Origin of the sequence: Roseobacter ponti (assembly GCF_012932215.1) — a bacterium.
GTDB classification, from domain to species: Bacteria; Pseudomonadota; Alphaproteobacteria; order Rhodobacterales; family Rhodobacteraceae; genus Roseobacter; species Roseobacter ponti.
This window is the reverse complement of sequence record NZ_CP048788.1, coordinates 3,463,985-3,484,085: the sequence shown is the minus strand read 5'-3', so window position 1 is coordinate 3,484,085 and position 20,101 is coordinate 3,463,985. Positions and strand designations below refer to the sequence as shown.

Below are 20,101 nucleotides of genomic sequence, written 5' to 3'. Positions count from 1 at the left end.
TATTTCAGGTAATATCGCGCAGACAGGCGGGCGGGGAGACAGGCCGTGGCTGACAGAATTGATTTCCAGACTGACCCGGACAAGATGCGCCACTGGCGCGTAGCGTATGACGGCCCTGTGGCCACTCTGCTGATGGATGTCGATGAGGCCGGCGGGCTCTTTGACGGCTATGAGCTGAAACTCAATTCCTATGACCTCGGCGTGGATATCGAGCTTGCAGATATCGTTCAGCGCATGCGTTTTGAGCATCCTGAGGTGCGCGTGGTCGTGATGCGGTCCGCAAAGGAAAAGGTATTCTGCGCGGGTGCCAACATCCGCATGCTGGGTGGTGCGGCTCACGCCCATAAGGTCAACTTCTGCAAGTTCACCAATGAGACGCGAAACACCTTCGAAGCGGCACTTGAAGACAGCGACCAGAACTACATCTGTGCGATCAGAGGCGCCTGCGCGGGGGGGGGATATGAGCTGGCGCTGGCCTGCAATCACATCATGCTGACCGATGACAGCACCTCCTCCGTGGCGCTGCCCGAGGTGCCGCTGCTGGCCGTTCTGCCTGGCACCGGCGGGCTGACAAGGGTCACAGACAAGCGCAGAGTGCGCCGCGATCTGGCGGATGTTTTCTGTTCGGTCGAGGAAGGAGTCAAAGGCAGCCGCGCTCTGAAATGGCGTCTGGTGGATGAACTCATCCCAAACGCAACATTTGACGAAAGGGTCACCGCCCGTGCGCGGGAACTGGCACAGAGCGCCTCCGGTCGTGGCGCCAGCCAAGGCATTCGCCTGACAGCGCTGGAGCGCAGCTTTGGCGCGGACAGCGTGACGTATTCCACAGTCGCTTTGCAGATCGACCGCACCGGGCGCCGGGCAGACATAACGATAACCGGGCCCTCCGAGGCCGCGCCGCACGACATGGACGCGTTTACGGAGCACGGCGCCCGGGCGTGGATGCTGCGGTGCGCGCGCGAACTGGACGACGCCATCCTGCACCTGCGCAGTAATGAGGACGATATCGGGCTCATTGCATTTCGCACCGAAGGCGACCCGCAGGCCGTGGTCGCTCACGAAGCGCTGCTGTTGGACAACGCGGACCACTGGCTGGCCAATGAGGTGCTGACCCTCTGGAAACGCGTGCTCAAACGCATCGATATGACCTCGCGCAGCCTCGTGGCACTGGTGGAACACGGCTCCTGTTTCGCCGGTCCCCTTGCGGAAATCCTCTGGGCTGTCGATCGCAGCTATATGATGCTGGACGAATTCGAGGACGACGACCGCCCGCTGGCGACGATCACCCTCACGGAGGCCAGTTTCGGGCGCTATCCGATGGGCAATGCGCTTACCCGTCTGGAGACGCGTTTTCTGGCCACTCCCGAGCAGGTGGAGGTGCTGCGCCAGCGGACGGGTGACCCGCTGCAGGCCCCTGAAGCAGAAGAACTTGGCCTTGTGACATACGCTTATGACGACATCGACTGGGAAGACGAGGTGCGCCTTTTCATGGAAGAGCGCGCGAGCTTCTCGCCCGATGCGCTGACCGGCATGGAGGCCAACCTGCGCTTTGCCGGGCCTGAAACCATGGAGACGCGCATTTTCGGACGTCTCACCGCCTGGCAGAACTGGATTTTTCAAAGACCGAATGCGGTCGGTCCCGAGGGTGCCCTGCAACGCTATGGCACCGGTCTCAGGGCTGATTACAACAAACAGCGGGTGTGAGCCCGCACCGGACACGAAGGGCGCGCGCCCCGCAGGAACAGATGGAGAAGAGACAATGGCAGACCTGATCAACGTAAGCTATGACAGTCAGATCCCCAATAATGTGGGCCTGAGCTCCGACCGCAAGGTGCTTAAGGCGCTTGAGAAATGGCACCCGGGGTACATTAACTGGTGGAACGATCTGATCCCGCAGAACTTTCAGGACAGCATGGTCTATCTGCGCACAGCGGTTTCGGTCGACCCCAAGGGATGGGCCAAATTCGACTATGTGAAAATGCCCGAGTACCGCTGGGGCGTGCTGCTGGCACCAGCCGTGGAGGACCGCAAAATCCCCATGGGTGAGCACGTCGGCGAGGCCGCCTGGCAGGAGGTGCCGGGCGAGTACCGGAACATGCTCAAGCGCCTCATCGTGATCCAGGGCGATACCGAACCCGGCTCGGTGGAACAGCAACGGTTTCTCGGTCTCACAGCACCCTCGCTTTACGACATGCGCAACCTCTTTCAGGTGAACGTCGAAGAGGGCCGTCACCTCTGGGCGATGGTTTATCTGCTGCAGAAATACTTTGGCCGCGACGGGCGCGAAGAGGCCGACGATCTGCTGGTCCGCTCCTCCGGGTCCGAAGAGGCGCCGCGCATGCTGGGCGCTTTTAACGAGGAGACCCCTGACTGGCTGTCGTTTTTCATGTTCACCTATTTCACCGACCGCGACGGCAAAATGCAGCTCGAAAGCCTTGCGCAATCGGGCTTTGACCCGCTGAGCCGCACCTGCCGGTTTATGCTGACCGAAGAGGCGCATCACATGTTCGTCGGCGAAACCGGCGTGGGCCGCACGATCCAGGCGACGCTTGAGGCGATGAACGCAAACGGCATCACCGACCCTTATGACATCAATAAAATCCGCGATCTGGGCGTGATCGACCTGCCGACGATCCAGAAAAAGCTCAACCTGCACTATACGCTAAGCCTTGATCTTTTTGGCCAGGAGGTCTCGACCAATGCTGCCAATGCCTTCAACGCAGGTATAAAAGGCCGGTATATGGAGCTGAGGATTGACGATGATCACAAGCTGCAGAATGACACCTATGCGGTCACCTCGATCAAAGACGGAAAGATCCTGACCGAAGACGTGCCGGCGCTGACGGCGATCAACATGCGGCTGCGCGATGATTATGTGCGCGATGCCGCAGGGGGTGTCGGCCGCTGGAACAAGGCGATTGCCCGCGCGGGTGTGGCGTTTGAACTGAAACTGCCGCACGAAGGCTTCCACCGTCAGATCGGTGTCTTTTCAACTGTTTGCGTTGATCCCGATGGTAACATCATCTCGTCTGAAGAATGGGAAAAACGCCGCGCCGAATGGCTGCCCACCAAAGCTGACGGAGACTTTATCCAGTCTCTGATGGTGCCGTGTTTTGAGCCCGGAAAATATGCGTCCTGGATTGCAGCACCCAAGGTGGGCATCGACAACAAGCCCGGTGATTTCGACTATGTGAAACTCCATATGGCTTGATCCAGATCAATGAAATGCGCGCGGGCACTGTCGATACTGGCCTGCGTCACGCCTCACCCCGTGACCTTGTAGCTTTAATAGGAGACCGGACCCATGCAGACACAGAACTCAGGTACAATTTCCCGCGCGCTTTGCATCGGTTGCAAAGACTGCAAAGGCATGTGTGCCGCACTTCTCGACATGATTTCCGTTCCCGATACTGTGTTGCACCGGTCCGTCGGAGCCGGATGAACAAACCCGTCAAGCAACACCTTATCGACCCTGAAATCTGCATCCGCTGCTACACCTGCGAGATGACCTGCCCCATCGGTGCGATCGAGCATGACGACAACAACGTCGTCGTCGACCCCGACAAATGTAATTTCTGTATGGATTGCATCCCGGTCTGTCCGACCGGCTCAATCGACGAATGGCGTGTCGTCGATACCCCTTATACCCTTGATGAACAGTACGGTTTTGAAGAACTTCCTGAACAGGAAGACATCAGTCTTGAGGCGCAGCCTGACGGGGACGGTAATGAGGCGCATGACGAGGCCATCGCCGCTCTGCTCGCGGATGCACACAAAGGGGCAGGCGGCAAATCCCGCGCGCCCGCCTCGGCCACAAAGCCCACCATCAACCTTTATAACACCGGCAAACCTGCGCGGGCTGTCGTGCAGGGTAACTACCGGCTGACGGAGGCCGGCAGTGACGGGGACGTTCGTCATATCATCCTCGATCTTGCAGGGCTGCCATTCCCGGTGCTGGAAGGTCAGAGTTTGGGCATTATTCCGCCCGGCACAGATGCAGAGGGCAGGCCGCACCTGCCGAGACTCTACTCGGTCTCAAGCCCGCGCGACGGGGAACGACCGGGATTCAACAACATCTCCCTGACGGTAAAGCGCGAAGAGGACGGCATATGCTCCGGCTATGTCTGCGATCTGGCCAAAGGCGACGAGGTGCAGCTGACCGGGCCTTTCGGATCGACCTTTCTCATGCCATCTGATCCGGAGGCGCATCTGCTGATGATCTGTACCGGTACCGGATCGGCGCCCTTCCGCGGGTTCACCATGCGGCGCCAGCGCGAGACGCCTGCGGCACGTGACAGCATGACGCTGGTGTTCGGAGCGCGCAGCCCGCGCGATCTGCCGTATTTCGGGCCGCTGAAAAAGGTGCCTGACAGCTTCCTGCGCAAGGAATTCGCCTTCAGCCGCGAGGACGGCAGCCCGAAGCAATACGTGCAGGACAAGCTGCGCGAACAGTCGGATCACATTGCCACCCTGCTGGCGCGGGACAAACTGCACATCTATGTCTGCGGGTTGCGGGCGATGGAAGCGGGTGTGGACGCTGCGCTCAGCGACATTGCAGCGGGTGTGGGTCTGTCATGGCGGGGCCTGCGCGACAGCCTGCGCGAGGCCGGCCAGTACCACGTCGAGACCTACTGAGACGTAAGAAATGTGCGACATATTGCGCAAAGTGAGGCGCTTCACGTTGTAAGCCCGGCGCTGAGGCTTAATTGTGCAGTATTACACAATTAAACGCCGGAGTTGCGATGAAAGACAGTCCTGCTGTAGCTGATGCGGCTGCTTTGCTGATTGCCCGCGTTGCGGCCCGTGTGCGTGAAGCGCGCAGGTCAAAAGGCATGCCGCGTCGCGAACTGTCTGAGCTGTCCGGCGTTTCCCCGCGGTATCTGGCCCAGCTTGAGGCCGGGGAAGGCAATATCTCGATCGCTCTGCTGCAGCGCATCGCCACGGCGCTTGACCTGCGCATCGAAGCGCTGATGTCGGAAAGTGCGGCCTGGGACAGCGATCTGCAACGGGTGGTGACGCTCTACCGCCAGGCCCCTGCCACGGTTCAGGACGAGGTGCGCCGGGTGCTGGCTGTGCAGAACCCCGCAGCCCTGCGGGCCAGTCGTATCTGCCTTACGGGGCTCAGAGGGGCGGGGAAATCGACCCTTGGCAAGCTTGCGGGCGAAACTCTGGGTCTGCCGTTCGTCGAGCTGAACTCAGAGATTGAGACGCAGACCGCTATGCCGCTTTCTGAGGTGATGGCGCTCTACGGAGAGGACGGATATCGCGCCCTTGAAGCCGAGGCACTGGCCCGCGTGATCGAACGCCATGACCGGATGATCCTTGCCGTCGCCGGTGGCATCGTCGCGGGCGAGCAGACCTATGCCCGCCTGATTGAGCGGTTTCATACGATCTGGATCAGAACATCGCCGGCAGAGCATATGCAGCGGGTCCGCGCCCAGGGGGATCTGCGCCCCATGCAGGGTAATCCGGCAGCCATGCAGCAGCTGCGCGGGTTGCTGGAAGCGCGCGCACCGGCCTATGAGAAAGCCAGCGCTCAGGTCAACACATCTAACCGGACGGTCTCCTCCTCTCTTAATGATCTGCTGGCGGTTATTGCCTCTAAACGGTTTCTGGAAGTGCCCGGCGCGTGAGCCCGGCACCGGACCTTACAGATGCGCTGACAGCAGCCCTGCGCGGGCTTGCTCAGCATCTTTTGCTGACCAGTACCAACCCGTGGGAGCTTGATGAAGCGATGCTTTCCGCAGGCTTTACCACCGGCGTCTGCGAGGCCTGGGATAACGAAGGTCTGGAACCTGAACTCACCCGCGTCGCACGCAACGCGGTCACGCCTGTGCAGCAGTCCCACCCGGTGCTTGTGCGTATGGTCGGCGAAGGGCGCCTCGGGCGGAGCATCGGAGTCGGCTGGTACCGGTACCCGGGCGGTGGCGGTCTGGTCATTGACCCGCTTGTCGAAGACCTGCTGCGCGAAGAGGCGCGCTTTGCCGGTGTCACGCGCCTTGACCGGCCGTCAGGCGCGCTGGGGTCTTACCTGATTGCGGGGCTGACAAATGCAGCCGCCCGGATCGTCACGCAAAAGCGGTGCCGGATCACAGACATCGACGACGCCTGCCGTTCTGCAGGCATACCGCGCCTTTTTGCGCTGGCAGATGAGACAGGGGCGGTGGCGCTTTGTGCTCAGATTTCAGAACAGACAGGGCAGGTGCCCGCGCCGCTGATTGCGGCTGCGGCAGCAGGTAAGGGCCGGTTCAGGACAGACTGATCAGGATCATGGTGCCGAGGCCCCAGAGCGTCATCTGGTAATGCGTATTCTGCGCGCCCTCGTGACAGAACCAGTAATAAAAGTAGTTCCCGACCACAAGAAACCCGGCCCAGATCGCGGTAAATGCAGTGGCCCCGAGCAGGGCGAGAACGCGCGCCGTTTCAGCCGCCGCCGTCCCCACCATTGCCATCAGCAACGCCACAACGCCGACCCAGAGCAGAATGCAGGCCAGCGCTTCGGCGGCGACAACCGCGCGAAAGGCCAGCTGCTGGGTACTGCGGGTCGTAATGGCGCGATGGGCAACCATCTCAAAGGCGTCGGGGTATTCGCTTCGCATGCGCGCCATGCTGAACACCTCTGCGGTATAGGTCTCGTTCAGCGCCGGATGCAGCAGGTTGTCGCGCAGACCGGTCGTAAGCCAGGCGGCAATGGCCCCGGTCGCAACAAGCTGTGCGAGTAAAATCGTAACGTCCATTTCCGGGTCCTTTCATGGCAAAGCGTCTGCGTGACAAAAAAAGGGCCGCGCAATGCACGGCCCTTTGCAGTATAGCGTCAGATCACGTCCAGGCGATCTGCTCGGGACGGATCTCAAACGAGATGTGATGCTCGCCACCGACCAGACCTTCTTTGGTGTGGTTATAGAGCGACCGCCAGTAAGGCTGGATCGTGACGCCCTCGTCCTGAATGATCATCTCACCCTGCTTCATCAGTTCGCGGCGTTTTTCCACGTCTGGTGTCGCGAGCGCCTGGGTCAGGATCCCGTCGAACTCTTCGTTTGACCAGCCAAACTCGTTCCAGGCCTCACCGGAGCGATAGGCCAGCGCCCAGATCTGAACACCGAGCGGGCGGTGGTTCCAGTTCGTGGAGGAGAAGGAATATTTCGTCCAGTCGTTCCAGAACGTGGAGCCGGGCAGGATCGTCCGTTTGACCTTGATGCCTGCGTCACGCAGCTGGGCGGCCACCGCGTCGGTGGTGTCCTTGCGCCATGCGTCATCGATCGAGAAGAGCTCGTGCTCGAAATCACCCATGCCCGCTTCGTCCATAAGCGCCTTGGCGGCTGCCGGATCGAACTTGGGTGCCGGTACATCGGCGTATTCAGGGTGCATCGGACCGACGTGGTGGTTATGAGCCACTTCGCCGCGCCCGGCATATCCCAGTTCAAGCAGGACCGCGTTGTCCACGGCCATGGCAATCGCCTGACGGACGCGCTTGTCCTCATAGGGTTTCATGCCATCGACTTCGGCCAGCTGGTTGGGCCGGATCACGATGGTTGATCCGGTGACAACCGAGTTCTGCTGCCAGCCGTCGAGCGTGTCGAAGATATCGATGAAGTCGCCTTCGATCGAATAGGTCATATCGATCTCTTCGGCTTCCGCACCCGCCACAAAGGCAGAAGGATCCGTGCCATAGTCGATGAACTCGACACGGTCCATCCAGGCACCGTTGCCTTCGTTCCACCACGTGTGGTCCTCATTGCGCACGAGAACGGCCTTGACGCCCACTTCCAGTGTCTCAGGCAGGTAGGGGCCGGTGCCGACCGGGTTGGAAAGCGCTGTGTCCGCGGTATAGGACGCAGGCACGATCGCCGCCGGATAGTCAGCCATCCCGGGGATGAGCGAGATGTCGGCTGCGGGCAGGTTGAGGCGCACGGTGTGGCTGTCGACAACTTCAATCGCCCCGTCCAGAGCTTTTTCGGTTTCCGGGTCGATCAGCGTCGCGAAGCGACCGGCCATCGAGTTGCCTTCAAGGCTCTTGTCACACCAGCCGGTGATGTTGCGGGCGACGTCTTCTGCGGTGAAATCGCTGCCGTCATTCCACTTAACGCCCTGACGGACGTTCAGTGTATAGACCGTCGCATCATCGTTGATTTCCCAGCTTTCAAGCAGCTTGGGCGTGAAGGTACCATCGTTTTCATAGTGCACGAGATACTCAAGCCAGCCGCGGCTGAAGTTGGCAATCTGGCTCCAGTCATAGGTGCGCGGATCTTTCAGAGCGCGCACTTCCTGCTGGATGCGGACGGTGCCGCCCATCGTGTGGCCGGCGGCCTGCGCGGGGCGTGCCATGCCAAGCATCGAATATGCGGTCGCCGCTGTGGCGCCGAATGCGCTGGCCAGTGCCAGGAATTCGCGGCGGCTGACAGCGTCTGTGCCGGACTTCGCGGCGCCGTCCAGGATGGACTGCGGCAGCGGTTTGCCGGTGCGGGTCAAAAATGTCATTTTCTTCCTCTCTGTTGTGTACGGCCCGGGCCGTACGCGTGCCGGATGTTTTCCGGTCTGGTGATGCAGTTGGTCTGCTTTTACGACACCCCTGAGCGGGGGACGGGGTGATCTTCAACAGTGAGGCGCATGGCGTCAAGCCCATCTTGGGGGCCCGTGGAGACACAAAGGCTTGAGAGCCGGCGGGGCCGGGCGTAATCCCAAGGTGTGGCACGGTGAAGCACGGCGCGCTGGTCCCAGATCAGAACATCCCCGGCCCGCCACTTATGGCTGTAAACGTACGCCGGCCGGGTCACAAATGACGCTAACTCGTCTATCAGTGTCGCTCCCGGACCTTGATCCATTCCCTCCACTCTGAATGCGTGGCTGGCGATATAAAGCGCCTCCCGCCCGTTCACCGGGTTGGTCCAGACGGCCCGCCAGAGCTGATCGGGCCATTTGTGAAACATCGGTAATTTCGCCAGTTCCGGCGAAATTTTTGCACGCGAGTGCGCATATCGGTGCCAGAGCCCTTTATCGCGAATCTTTGCCCGCAGTTTTTCGGGCATATCGGCCCAACCTGCGCGGGCAGATGCAAGCTGGGTTTCGCCCCCGGTTTCCGTCACGACGCGCCCGATCAGGATATTCGTGAGCGCCGGCACCGGCAGAAAGGTGCTGTCGCAGTGCCACAGCATATTGGCCTTGAGGTTCAGCGTGTGCAGATCACTCTCCGAGGTCACCGAGCCGTCTTCAAGGATGTTTGACACCTCAGGCACTTTATAGGCCTCGCCCTTTTTGCGCTCATCCGAGAGGCGATCCTCAACGGGCCCGAACATGCGCGCGAGCCTGAGGTGCGCCTCATCATCAATCTCCTGACCGCGAAAAAGCAGCACCGAATGCTCTTCAAACGCTGCCCGGATCGCCGCATAGCCTGCCGCGTCCGTCGCACTGAGGTCAGAATCCTCGACGATCACGCCAAAGCGTTCCGCGAGCGGTGTGGTTCTGAGCTGCATTATTCTGCTCCCTTTGCGGCTATTTCTTCCGGCGAAAGGTCTTTGACGCTCTCCCAGACGGCGGATTTTGCGGCATTGAGCAGCCCGTCCGGATCCATGCGCTTCTTAACGGCCAGATGTCGGTAGTCCGCGTTCTTCAACCCACCGCCCTCGACCCGCCAGGTATGCGCGTCATAGACCGGAAAGCCGTTTTCCTCATATGTCGCATTGATTTCCGCCAGCCGTTCGGGCGTCGTGTACCAGATGATCGGCAGATCAAAGGTCACGATCTCACCGCCCACCCGCGCAAACTCATGGTGCATCCAGACGTCTTCGCCGAGCTTCGGGCGCAGGTCTGCGATGGCGGCAGGATCGGGAGGCACAGGGCAGCCGACCTGCTGATAGGTGGCACTGCGGTCGGCTTTCAGCACCTGCAGCGTCGTGTGGTTGTAGGAGAAATCAAAGACATGCGGCAGTTTCGCGGTCTGGCGTTCCTCTTCTGTCAGGGTCAGGTCCACGTGACCACCGGCCTCTTCGATCAGCGTGCGGAACCGGCCCACATCTTCGGATGGCAGCAACGAGACCAGCAGGTGGTGTTCCGGGCGGATATGCCCTTCGAGCCGCGGGAAATAGGAACAGATGCGTGCATCGACCGTGGTGACCAGCTTGCGCCCAATATCGGTGGCCTGTGCGAGCTGATACCCTGCGGCATAGGCCGCCTCATAAGTCTCAAAGGTTGCAAGGCAGCCGACCCAGTCACGCGCCGGCACCGTGCGCAGGGTCACTTCGGTGATCACCCCGTTGAGACCCCAGGCGTGGTGAATCTGCAGAACGTCTTCGCCTTCGAACACATGCTCCTGCGGGACCTTTTCCACCGACTGCGCCCGGAGTGCGATGAGGTTGCCGGGGTCGCGCAGCGCGCCGTTTGCGACCGACCCGATGCCTGCCGACCCGCCTGCCACAAAGCCTCCGACGGTCGCGATATCCTGGGTGGAGGGGAACATCGCCATCTCCCGGCCCCGGGGGGTCAGGGCGGCGTTGATGTCCGCCATGAGCGCCCCGGCCTCGACCCGCACGAAATTATCCCCGGTCTCAAGGATGCGGTTCATGGCTGTGGTTTCGATGATCAGCCCGCCGTCCATCGGCACGCTCTGCCCGTAATTGCCGGTACCTCCACCGCGCAGCACCACGGGGCTTTTGTATTTCCACGCCACAGCAAGGCAGTGGCGCATTTCTTCGGGCGTTTTCGGTCGGGCCACCAGATCGCCAAAGCATTTTTTCAGCTCGGCATTTAGCACCGGGCTGTACCAGAAGAAATCCCGGCTGCGCTTTTTCACCAGCACCGTTTCGCTGATCACCTCGACGGGGGCGAGATCAGCGGCAAAGGCGGTCCAGTCGATATCGGTTTTTCCGGAAATGGAGGTCATTGAACAGTCTCCTGCAATACATCGGTCAGCTTAAGAAGAGGGGCGCGGCCGGCAACAAGACCGGCGAGATCGGGGGCCGTGCTCAGGCGCAGATCGTCTGCGCGCGCGCCATCGACGAAGACAGGATCAAGGCCAAGTGCTGTGGCGGCATCCACCGTCACCGACCGCAGCCAGCGACCCATAGGTGGATCAAGGTGGCCCGTCAGCGCCGCGAGATGCAGGGCTGCCATCGGGTCATGCTGGCCCATCGGGCAGAAAGCATCGGCGACATTGTCGGAGCCGACCACAACCGGCACACCCGCTGCCTGCATTTCGCGCAGCCGCGTCAGACCGCGCCGGTCCGGTGTACCGCTCCGCCGGTCCTGCAGATAGAGGTTTGTGGTGGGCAGCGCGCAGACCGACACCTGCGCCCGCGCCAGTTTGTCGAGAATGCGGGTGAGGTCATCACCATGCCGGTCCATCAGGCTGACCGCATGGCCGCAGAGCACTGGCCCCGCGAACCGTGCAGCAATGAGTGCGTCGCAGATGGTTTCCAGCCCGTTGTAGTCGCCGAGGCCCTCATCGACGTGAAAATCCAGCGCGAGACCGTATTTGTCAGCAGACGTGATCATCGCAGTCAGCCCGTCCTGCACACGCTTATGCCCGAGCACAAAGGCTCCCAGAACACCGCCGTCCTGTGCCAGGCGGCGCGCCACCTGATCACAGAAACCATCCTCTGCGAGCTGATCAATCCCGGTCAGGGCCGCGCATTGCAGTGTCAGACCGGAAGTCTCCTGCGCGAGACCTGTCAGCACCGACCAGTTCAGCGGCGCCTCCACCGTATCGCCCCAGTCCACATGGGTACGCAGCGCGATGCAGCCGGCGGCCTGTGCTTCGGCCAGCCCGATACGGGCGCGGCGGGACAGGTCGGCTTCGCTCCAGTTTGCCTTGTCCTCTTTCTGTGCCGCAATGGCCGCGATCAGATCGCCGCCCACAGTGCCGAGACGTGCGATGGTGTGGCACTTATCCAGATGGCAGTGCGCCTCGGTGAGGGCAGGCAGCACGATGCGGGGCGCGTCACCGGGCGTCCCGGGTTGCAGCCTGCGGGCCCTGCCGTCGCGGATCAGCAGATCGCCGCGCAGACAGTCGCCCGCAGGCGTGCCGCCAAAGCCCGCGTCATCGCGCAGCAGCGCACGTGGAATTAGAATGTCATGCAGAACGGCATCGACAGGCGCATTCATATCTCCCTCCTTCAAAGGAAATCTTCACTGCGGCCCTTGAGAAATTAATCTGTGCCAGAGATGTGCACTTACCGTTTCAAATTTCTCAGCTCTGCGCAAGAATGATCTGACATGAGATCAGGAGATACGCCATGAAACCGCTTGCCCCGTCCGGTATTTCCGCCCCTGTCGCCCGGTATTCGCACGGGGTCGAACTGCCCGCTGGTCTGCGCTGGGTGCGCACGGCCGGCCAGCTTGCGATCGGAGCCGACGGCTCTGTGCCCGAAGGATCAGAGGCCCAGGCGCGGATGTGTTTTGACAATATCGCGAAGATCCTGGCGGAGGCTGATATGGGGGCGGGTGATGTCTGCCACGTGACGGCATATGTCACCGACCGTGCGCATATGGCGGGGTATATGATCGCGCGGGATGCGTTTCTGGAAAGTGTCAGCGTGCTGCCCACTTCTACCCTTCTGATCGTCTCGGGCTTTACCCGCCCGGAGTTTGTCGTCGAGGTCGAGGTCTGGGCGGCGGCCCCCTGAGCGGTCTCAGGTCTCGTCCGGATAGTCCTGCCGGATGAGTTTCCGCATCGCCCAGATCAGCGTGCCACCAAAGAAAACAAGTGCTATGCCGATGGCCTCCCAGCCGCCCGGGCCGGTGGGCCAGCCGCGATAGGCCAGCGCGCCTGCGGTCATGCTCAACCCGGCGATGGCAAAGCCTGCGCGATACCTCAGATCCCTGCGGGACGGGCCGTATTTGCTCATAGGCGCCGCAACCTCCCTGATGCTGTGCTCTGAGAAAGAGTATGGCGTGAGCCTGCGCCGGATCAAGCCCGTTGCAGATCAGAGGACCGGGCGTCTTTACTTGTGCACGCAAAGTCGTCACGACCGGTACCCATGAATGATCACCAAAAAGGTCTCTGCATCACGACGCTTGGCGTGCTCCTGGTTGTGCCGGACGCGCTTTTTGTGCGTCTGATCGCGGCAGAGCCTTTGACGATCGCCTTCTGGCGGCTGGCCCTCGCAGGCGGCATGCTCAGTGGCGGGATCCTGCTGGTGCAGGGCACAAAACCATTCCGCGCTGTACTCAGCGCCGGACGATACGGCGCGATCTATATGCTCGGCGTGGGCAGCAGTGGTGTGCTCTTTGTGCTCGCCGTGAGCCTGACGTCTGTGGCCAATGTGGTCTTTATCATCGCCTCCCTGCCGGTTTTCGCAGCCCTCTTCAGCCGGGTCTTTCTGGACGAGCCGGTCAGTGCGCGTATGGTGCTGACGATGGTGGCGGTGATCACCGGTCTTGCGATCATTGCGCGTGGCTCCGGCGAACCAGCAAACGCGCACTGGTCCGGCGATGCCCTGGCGCTTGCGGTGTCGGCGCTTTTTGCCGCAGCACTCACAGCGGCGCGTCATGTGCGACAGGTCTCGATGGTGCCGGGGGCTGCAATGAGTTACCTCGCGGCCGCTCTTGTCATACTGCCCTTTGCCGCGCCGCTTTCAGTGGCTTCTGAGCAGGCACCGCTGGTTCTGATGCACGGCGGGTTCATTCTGGGCAGTTCCGCGCTTCTGGCGCTGGGGCCGCGTTATATCACGTCGGCCGAGGTGGGCCTGCTGGTGCTGCTGGAGAGCGTTCTGGCGCCGTTGCTGGTCTGGGCCGTGGTGGGCGAAAACCCGGGCCCCTGGGCGCTGGCCGGCGGCAGCATTGTGGTTGGCGCGCTCTTTGTGTCAAATTTACGGGCGCTCAGGCACCGCCGGATCAGAAATCGACCGTGACGCCTGGCAGGTTGAGGGATTTCACCAGATCGCGCAGTTCCTGACGGGCGGCCACGTTGGAGATATTGAGCTGTTTGACACCGATGTCCTTCAGATCGAGCAGCGTCAGCCCGCGCGGGAAAAGCTCCCGGAACACGACCCGCTCGGAAAAGCCCGGTGCAATGCGGAACCCGATGCGGCGGCTGAGATTGCTGATCGCGCGCTCCATCTTTTCCTTGTTGACCATCCGCTGTGCGCCCATGCGATTGCGTACGACGATCCAGTCGATGGGGGTAAGGCCCGCCTGCGCGCGCAGCTGCCGCGCGTTCCAGACCATCTCCGAATAGACCGACGGTCCGAGAATTTCCTCGCCCGTCGGATCGGTGCGCGCGAGCAGATCGAAATCGACGAAGCTGTCATTCAGGGGCGTGATCAGCGTATCCGCAAGGCTGTGCGCCACCTGGCTCAGGCGGGTGTGTGATCCGGGGCAGTCGATCAGGATAAAATCATTATCGGGCTCGAGCTCGGCCACCGCAGCCGACAACCGGTGGTCATAAATGTTCTCGCCGGGTTTCAGTGTCTCTGCGGCAATCTCGGGCAGCTCATGCACCCGTGGCCCCGGCAGGTTCAGCCCTGCATTGGCCAGAAACGCCTGTCGGTTTTCAACATAGCGCCCCATGGTGCGTTGCCGCAGATCGAGATCCAGCGCGCTGACCTTGTGACCCATACGCGCCAGTGCGGTCGCGACATGCATCGACACGGTGGATTTGCCCGCGCCGCCTTTTTCGTTTCCGACGACGATTATATGCGCCATGTACCCGATCCTTTGCCCCTGCCGCTTTGCGCGGCTTTGTATTGGCCGCACTATATGTGGGGTGTAGTCATTTGGGAAGCCGCGATGGCCTGTATCAGTCTCTGATTTGTACGAATTTGAGCAGAGTGTGGCACCCGGGCCCGCGCCCTGAAAGCCATTGCACCCGGCGGGCGGGACAGGCACGGTCGGAATGCACTTTAAGGAGATCGCCATGCCCCAGACATCAGACGCCAACCGCCGCATTGTCCTTGCCGAACGCCCGCGCGGGATGCCCGATGACAACACGCTGCGCCTGGAAACCAGTGCCGTGCCGGAGCCCGGACCGGGGCAGATGCTGGTGCGCACTGTGTATCTCTCGCTTGATCCATACATGCGCGGGCGCATGAATGACGCGAAATCCTATGCCGAACCGGTCAAGATCGGCGAGGAGATGACCGGCCAGGTCGTGGGCGAGGTGATCACCTCGAACGTCGATGGCTTTGCGCCGGGAGATATGGTCCTCAATGGCAGCGGCTGGCAGGATTATGCGCTCTCGGATGGTGAGGGCGTGATGAACCTCGGGCCGGACCCGGAGAACCCTTCATGGTCGCTCGGGCTCCTCGGCATGCCCGGCTACACCGCCTGGGCGGGGCTTTTGCTGATCGGCGAGCCGAAAGAGGGCGAGACGGTCGTGGTCGCCGCCGCTTCTGGGCCGGTGGGCGCCACGGTGGGCCAGATCGCAAAGATCAAAGGCTGCCGCGTCGTGGGCGTGGCACGCGGGCCGGAGAAATGCGCGCATGTGGTCGAGAACCTCGGCTTTGACGCCTGCATCGATCACCGCGCGGAGGATTTCAAAGAGCAACTGGCCGCCGCCTGCCCGGATGGCATCGACGTCTATTTCGAGAATGTGGGCGGCAAGGTGCTCTATGGCGTTCTGCCGCTGCTCAATGCTTTTGCGCGCGTGCCTGTCTGTGGCGTGGCCGGGTGGTATAACCTTGATGGCCTGCCCGACGGACCGGATTACGGGCCGATGATCATGAGCACGGTGCTGAAGATGAAAGTGAAGCTGCAGGGTTTCATCATCTTCGACAGCTTTCCGGCCTCGACCTACAAAGACTTCCGCAGGGATATGAAAGACTGGCTGGATCAGGGGCTGATCGAATATCGCGAACAGGTGGTTGAAGGGCTGGAAAACGCGCCTGCAGCTCTCAATGACGTGCTTGAAGGGCGCAGCTTTGGCAAGGTCGTCGTCAGGGTCGGATAACCGGGAGGAAGCGCTGTGAGCATCGCGGACAAACGTGTCACCGTGCATGGCGCCGGGATGGCATATGCCGACACCGGCAGCGGGCGGCCCATCGTGTTCCTGCACGGCAACCCGACCTCGTCGTATCTCTGGCGAGATGTGATGCCGGAACTTGCCGGACAGGGGCGGCTCATCGCGCCCGATCTCATTGGGATGGGCAACAGTGACAAGCTGCCGGATCCCGGGCCGGACACCTATACCTTCGATGTGCACAGCCGGTATCTGGCCGGATTCATGGCGGCGCTGGGGCTGACAGAAGAAGTGGTCCTGGTGATCCATGACTGGGGCTCGGCGCTGGGGTTCGACTGGGCCCGCACACATCCGGATGCGGTGGCAGGCATCGTCTATATGGAAGCAATCGTGCGGCCACTGGCCGGCTGGGAAGAGTTCTCGCCCGCTGCCACGCCGCTCTTTCAGGCCTTCCGCTCGGAGGCGGGTGAGGATCTGATCCTCGGCAGAAACACCTTTGTCGAGCGCGTTCTGCCAGGCTCGGTGCTGCGCGATCTGACAGAGGAGGAGATGGAGATTTACCGTAGCCCCTTTGCAGCGCGCGACGACCGCTGGCCCACGCTGATCTGGCCGCGCCAGATCCCGGTTGGCGGAGAGCCGGCGGATGTGGCGGCGCGGGTCGCCGCTTACGCGGAATGGATGGCCGGTAACGATCTGCCAAAGCTGTTCGTCACTGCAGAACCTGGTGCCATACTGACAGGCGCGCCGCGGGATTTCTGCCGTACATGGCGCAACCAGACCGAAGTGCAGGTCGCCGGCAGCCATTTCATTCAGGAAGACTCAGGGCCTGAGATCGGACGCGCGATTGCCACCTGGTTGCAGCAGGCGCAGGTCTGACCGGCTCTGCGCTCAGAAAAGGCGCCCGACCGGAAATCTGAAATCCTGAAGATCACCCGGATTGTCAGACGGATTACCCTGCGTTAGCCTTCAACCTTTGAGGGTGAAACATTTCCGGGAGAAATCATTTGAAACTGGCAATCGCACAGATGGGTGAAGGTGACGCTGTGGAGTATCTGCACGCGCTGCAGAAGCGGGTGCCCGCAGAGCTGACGGGGCGGACGGAAATCCTGGATGTCGCACCGGCCGGAGCACGCATCCCGCGCCTGGTTGTGTGTATCAGCGAGGCAGATGAGACAGAACATGCCGCGATCCGGGCCGCCGTGCAGGATATCGGCGATCCGGCATTTGAGCTGACCGACGGGAGCATCACACTGCGTCCTGTCACCACCGCTGAGCCGGAAGAAGAAGCCGTTCCGGAGGTGCCTGACGATCTCGCGTGGATGAACGATGGTGCGCCGCTTACGGCGCTCGCATCGCCTGTCGCGGATGTGCTGGACCGGGTGATGACCTGTAAGCCCAGTGGAGAGACATTTCCGGAGCTGGCCTATGAGGGTCTGGAAAAAGACGCCTATGACGCCATTGTACGGCAACTGGGCATCGCGCCGATGGATGATCAGGGTGACCGGCTGACACCGAAGATGATCAGCGACATCAAGCCGCCCCGCCGACCCGCGAAAAAGAAAGCGGCCTGGGAAAGCGTTCTGAAACATCTTGAAAGGGAAGTGACCTTTTTCACCTACGCGAAGGACTGGTTCGGCGACGGCGGGCATCTGCGGAACATGTACCGCGACGAGAAGGTGTTCGATCACCACTTTCTGGACACGGTTAACGACAAATACCGTCTCGTTGAGAAAGTAGATACCAAAGCGGTGTTTTTCATGGACCTCGCGATGAAGCTGCTGAAGACGGCAGCCGGTAAAGCAGGCCCGCAAGGCGCAATGCTGGGCATGATGATGGGTTTTTTGTGGGATCACACAAAATCGAACATGGGCGATCCGTCCGGCAGGATCAGCGCGGCGATAAAAGACCTCGGGCTCAAAGTCGACGCGGCCTTTATCGATGCGGTGTTGCGGCTCGAAGAGGTGCATGACGCGATATGCAACGACTGGGGCAACCTTGAGGCCTTCTCTGTGCTGCGCGAGTCCGGAGATATCCGGTGGCCGAACAAGCTCGACGATATCCGCAGAGCGCATGCCCTGGGATTTCACTACGAAGCCTTCCGGGTCCTGATCGCCCTCAAGAGCAGGCTGGAGTCAAAACACACCGCCTATTCAATCCAGAGATGGGGGGTAGTATCGAATTCCGTCAAAACCAAAAAGGCGCGCAAACGCAAGTTTGATAAAAAGACTTACAAACTGGGCTCGGCTTCTGAAAAGAGCTGCGGCAGCCTTTATTATTCACAAATCTTCATCGGCGATCAGTTCTGCGATCTGGGGAGCGGCACGCGCCCGCCGCGCTGGCACGACGCGATTATTGCCGGAAACGGTGTTCCGAAAAAGATGTTCGGAACCGATACCAGTGACCAGCTCAATCCCGACCTCGGGATCTCTGATAAACTGCTGGACGACGCAAAGTGGCGCAAAGATAATGCCTGGGTGTTCTCGAAAATCTGAACGGGCGGTCCGGCCGTGCGGGCCCAGACCAGAATGAAAAAAGGGCCCCTCAGTTTCCTGAGAGGCCCCTGCAGTCATCCGAAGATGGCGTGGCTCAGAAGCCGAGACCTGCGTATTTGTTCTTGAACTTGGACACGCGGCCGCCGGTATCCATCAGGCGTGAGGAGCCGCCGGTCCATGCCGGGTGCACTGAAGGGTCGATGTCGAGTGACAGCTGGTCGCCCTCTTTGCCCCAGGTGGATTTCATCTGCACCACGGTGCCATCGGTCATTTTGACGTCGATCATGTGGTAGTCGGGATGTGTATCTGCTTTCATCGGTCCGGCCTTTACGCTTCAGCGCCCGAGCGGGGCTTGTAGTTGGAGTTTTCGGTGATCCGTGCGGATTTACCACGGCGCGAGCGCAGATAGTAAAGCTTGGCGCGACGCACACGGCCACGGCGGACAACGGTGATGTTGTCGATATTGGTGGAATGCAGCGGGAACACACGCTCCACGCCCTCACCAAAGGAAATCTTGCGAACGGTGAAGGAGCCGGCGATGCCTTTGCCGTTGTTGCGCGCGATGCACACACCTTCGTAGTTCTGCACACGGGTGCGTGTGCCTTCGGTTACTTTGAAACCCACGCGCACGGTGTCGCCGGCACGGAAATCGGGGATTTCTTTCCCCAGAGCGGCAATCTGTTCCGCTTCAATCTCTGCAATCAGATCCATCTGATCGTCTCCTATCTGCTCGCGGTTGTTCCGCGAAGTTTTGCGCGTTTCAGAGCTCCGGGGTGTATCGGGTGCGCCCTGGGCGCCCGCCGGGAGGATACAAACATCATTCCTTGGTTCATGTTCCGCCACAGCAGAACATACCGGAAGAGCCATGAGCGATTCCGGATTTGCGCGGTATAGGCGGGAACGTGGCCCGGATCAAGGGGCTTGCGGGCGGCGGCTGCGCCACATCGGTGCCGCACGCGTTAAAGGTTTCCTTAAGGCCGGGGGTGTATGCCGGAAAGGCTTTCCCTGCGGCCTGCGCAGGGCAGGGTGAAGGGGCTGTGGAACAGGTAGGGTTTATGCCGCGCACGGGCGAAATTGCCGCTGATGATATCTCTCCGGAACTGGAGGACCGCGGTCTTTTCCGGACCTACGGGGGACCTGTCGCAGTGGAGCTCATCCCACAGCTTAACCGTTTGTCAGCCACTAACCTGATCGTACGTGGCTTTTTCGAGAAAGAAACCGAGATTGCCGTGGTTTTCGCAGGCCGCCGTGCGCGCGAAACGGGCCCGCTTGAGGCGCATCTGCGCTGGGTCGACGGCCGCGTCCGTCAGGCGGCGGTGGCGTCAAAGCGACCGGTACCACCGGTGGAGTTCATGCGCCTGCCGGTGCAGATCAAAGGGTCCTGGCGCAAACAGTTTTTCCAGGACGACGAAGGCAACGAAACGCGCACCTATCAGCTTGTTGCCGGGCGCTGGGCCTTTTCCGGTCAGGACGGAAAGCTGCAGCAGTTCGGCGCGCCACCCGCCTGTGACATCAGCACCCGCAACCGGCCGAAATCCTACATCCTGCGCCCGCGCGAGATCGATGCGGTGCAGGTGGGCCATGAGCGCGACGGGGGCGAAGGGGGGGCCGGGTAAAGGTCCGGCCTGCGCATTCGCAGCCGTCCGGGCAGTGCAGGCACCGGCCCGGCCCGGCCGCCCGGAGGCGTGCAGCGCAAATGTCTGGCTGTGCCGCGGTTTTG

Annotated in this window: 20 protein-coding genes; 11 read left to right on the top strand and 9 right to left on the bottom strand. The window is 61.2% G+C overall.

What is annotated here, in order from left to right; translation table 11 throughout:
* The first annotated feature begins 45 nt into the window (after nucleotides 1–45).
* The 5 genes from boxC to G3256_RS16660 all read left to right on the top strand — a co-directional run bounded on the left by boxC (nucleotide 46) and on the right by G3256_RS16660 (nucleotide 6,262).
* Nucleotides 46–1,704: a 2,3-epoxybenzoyl-CoA dihydrolase gene (gene boxC / locus G3256_RS16680; RefSeq protein ID WP_169641897.1), complete on the top strand. Its 1,659-nt coding sequence runs from the start codon at nucleotides 46–48 to the stop codon at nucleotides 1,702–1,704.
* A gap of 55 nt (nucleotides 1,705–1,759) precedes the next feature.
* Entirely contained in the window at nucleotides 1,760–3,211 is a 1,452-nt protein-coding gene (gene boxB, locus G3256_RS16675) for a benzoyl-CoA 2,3-epoxidase subunit BoxB (protein WP_169641896.1), read from the top strand.
* A gap of 227 nt (nucleotides 3,212–3,438) precedes the next feature.
* Nucleotides 3,439–4,635: a benzoyl-CoA 2,3-epoxidase subunit BoxA gene (boxA, locus tag G3256_RS16670; RefSeq protein WP_169641895.1), complete on the top strand. Its 1,197-nt coding sequence runs from the start codon at nucleotides 3,439–3,441 to the stop codon at nucleotides 4,633–4,635.
* 107 nt (nucleotides 4,636–4,742) lie between these two features.
* Nucleotides 4,743–5,633: a helix-turn-helix transcriptional regulator gene (locus G3256_RS16665; RefSeq protein ID WP_169641894.1), complete on the top strand. Its 891-nt coding sequence runs from the start codon at nucleotides 4,743–4,745 to the stop codon at nucleotides 5,631–5,633.
* Entirely contained in the window at nucleotides 5,630–6,262 is a 633-nt protein-coding gene (locus tag G3256_RS16660) for a 3-hydroxyacyl-CoA dehydrogenase family protein (RefSeq protein WP_169641893.1), read from the top strand. Before G3256_RS16665 ends, G3256_RS16660 begins: the two co-directional genes overlap by 4 nt.
* Here G3256_RS16660 and G3256_RS16655 read toward each other — a convergent pair.
* From G3256_RS16655 to G3256_RS16635, 5 genes are all read right to left on the bottom strand, one after another.
* On the bottom strand, nucleotides 6,249–6,737 hold the full coding sequence (locus G3256_RS16655; protein ID WP_169641892.1) for a DUF2165 domain-containing protein: 489 nt from the start codon (nucleotides 6,735–6,737) through the stop codon (nucleotides 6,249–6,251). The two genes, G3256_RS16660 and G3256_RS16655, sit on opposite strands and share 14 nt — an antisense overlap.
* 82 nt (nucleotides 6,738–6,819) lie before the next feature.
* Nucleotides 6,820–8,478: an ABC transporter substrate-binding protein gene (locus G3256_RS16650; RefSeq protein ID WP_169641891.1), complete on the bottom strand. Its 1,659-nt coding sequence runs from the start codon at nucleotides 8,476–8,478 to the stop codon at nucleotides 6,820–6,822.
* A gap of 80 nt (nucleotides 8,479–8,558) precedes the next feature.
* Nucleotides 8,559–9,470 (bottom strand): TauD/TfdA dioxygenase family protein, encoded by a 912-nt coding sequence (locus G3256_RS16645; protein WP_169641890.1) that lies wholly within the window; start codon nucleotides 9,468–9,470, stop codon nucleotides 8,559–8,561.
* Entirely contained in the window at nucleotides 9,470–10,876 is a 1,407-nt protein-coding gene (locus G3256_RS16640; protein ID WP_169641889.1) for an FAD-binding oxidoreductase, read from the bottom strand. Before G3256_RS16640 ends, G3256_RS16645 begins: the two co-directional genes overlap by 1 nt.
* A complete protein-coding gene (locus G3256_RS16635; protein WP_169641888.1) occupies nucleotides 10,873–12,096 on the bottom strand; it encodes an amidohydrolase family protein in 1,224 nt (407 codons plus the stop codon). Before G3256_RS16635 ends, G3256_RS16640 begins: the two co-directional genes overlap by 4 nt.
* 131 nt (nucleotides 12,097–12,227) lie before the next feature.
* Here G3256_RS16635 and G3256_RS16630 point away from each other — a divergent pair, with 131 nt between their 5' ends.
* Nucleotides 12,228–12,617 carry a RidA family protein gene (locus tag G3256_RS16630; RefSeq protein ID WP_169641887.1) on the top strand — a complete coding sequence of 130 codons (390 nt, stop codon included), beginning with the start codon at nucleotides 12,228–12,230 and terminating at the stop codon, nucleotides 12,615–12,617.
* Nucleotides 12,618–12,623: 6 nt separating this feature from the next.
* Here the strand turns inward: G3256_RS16630 and G3256_RS16625 are convergent, their stop codons facing one another.
* Entirely contained in the window at nucleotides 12,624–12,839 is a 216-nt protein-coding gene (locus G3256_RS16625; RefSeq protein ID WP_169641886.1) for a hypothetical protein, read from the bottom strand.
* A 132-nt stretch (nucleotides 12,840–12,971) separates the two neighbouring features.
* Between G3256_RS16625 and G3256_RS16620 the strand changes: the two genes are divergently transcribed.
* A complete protein-coding gene (locus G3256_RS16620) occupies nucleotides 12,972–13,844 on the top strand; it encodes a DMT family transporter (protein ID WP_169641885.1) in 873 nt (290 codons plus the stop codon).
* Here the strand turns inward: G3256_RS16620 and G3256_RS16615 are convergent.
* Complete coding sequence (locus tag G3256_RS16615; protein ID WP_169641884.1) at nucleotides 13,828–14,637, bottom strand: division plane positioning ATPase MipZ; 810 nt, start codon at nucleotides 14,635–14,637, stop codon at nucleotides 13,828–13,830. The two genes, G3256_RS16620 and G3256_RS16615, sit on opposite strands and share 17 nt — an antisense overlap.
* Before the next feature lie 211 nt (nucleotides 14,638–14,848).
* On the opposite strand from G3256_RS16615, the gene G3256_RS16610 reads away from it, so the two are divergent.
* From G3256_RS16610 to G3256_RS16600, 3 genes are all read left to right on the top strand, one after another.
* Nucleotides 14,849–15,880: an NADP-dependent oxidoreductase gene (locus G3256_RS16610; protein WP_169641883.1), complete on the top strand. Its 1,032-nt coding sequence runs from the start codon at nucleotides 14,849–14,851 to the stop codon at nucleotides 15,878–15,880.
* A 15-nt stretch (nucleotides 15,881–15,895) separates the two neighbouring features.
* Complete coding sequence (locus G3256_RS16605) at nucleotides 15,896–16,765, top strand: haloalkane dehalogenase (RefSeq protein WP_246227661.1); 870 nt, start codon at nucleotides 15,896–15,898, stop codon at nucleotides 16,763–16,765.
* A 128-nt stretch (nucleotides 16,766–16,893) separates the two neighbouring features.
* On the top strand, nucleotides 16,894–18,381 hold the full coding sequence (locus tag G3256_RS16600; protein WP_169641882.1) for a hypothetical protein: 1,488 nt from the start codon (nucleotides 16,894–16,896) through the stop codon (nucleotides 18,379–18,381).
* 94 nt (nucleotides 18,382–18,475) lie between these two features.
* Here the strand turns inward: G3256_RS16600 and rpmE are convergent, their stop codons facing one another.
* On the bottom strand, nucleotides 18,476–18,697 hold the full coding sequence (gene rpmE / locus G3256_RS16595; protein ID WP_169641881.1) for a 50S ribosomal protein L31: 222 nt from the start codon (nucleotides 18,695–18,697) through the stop codon (nucleotides 18,476–18,478).
* 11 nt (nucleotides 18,698–18,708) lie between these two features.
* Nucleotides 18,709–19,092, bottom strand: a complete 384-nt coding sequence (gene rplS, locus G3256_RS16590; RefSeq protein WP_169641880.1) for a 50S ribosomal protein L19 — start codon at nucleotides 19,090–19,092, stop codon at nucleotides 18,709–18,711.
* A gap of 344 nt (nucleotides 19,093–19,436) precedes the next feature.
* Here rplS and G3256_RS16585 point away from each other — a divergent pair, with 344 nt between their 5' ends.
* Nucleotides 19,437–19,997, top strand: coding sequence for a hypothetical protein (locus G3256_RS16585; RefSeq protein ID WP_169641879.1), 561 nt, complete (start codon nucleotides 19,437–19,439; stop codon nucleotides 19,995–19,997).
* The last annotated feature ends 104 nt before the right edge of the window (nucleotides 19,998–20,101 follow it).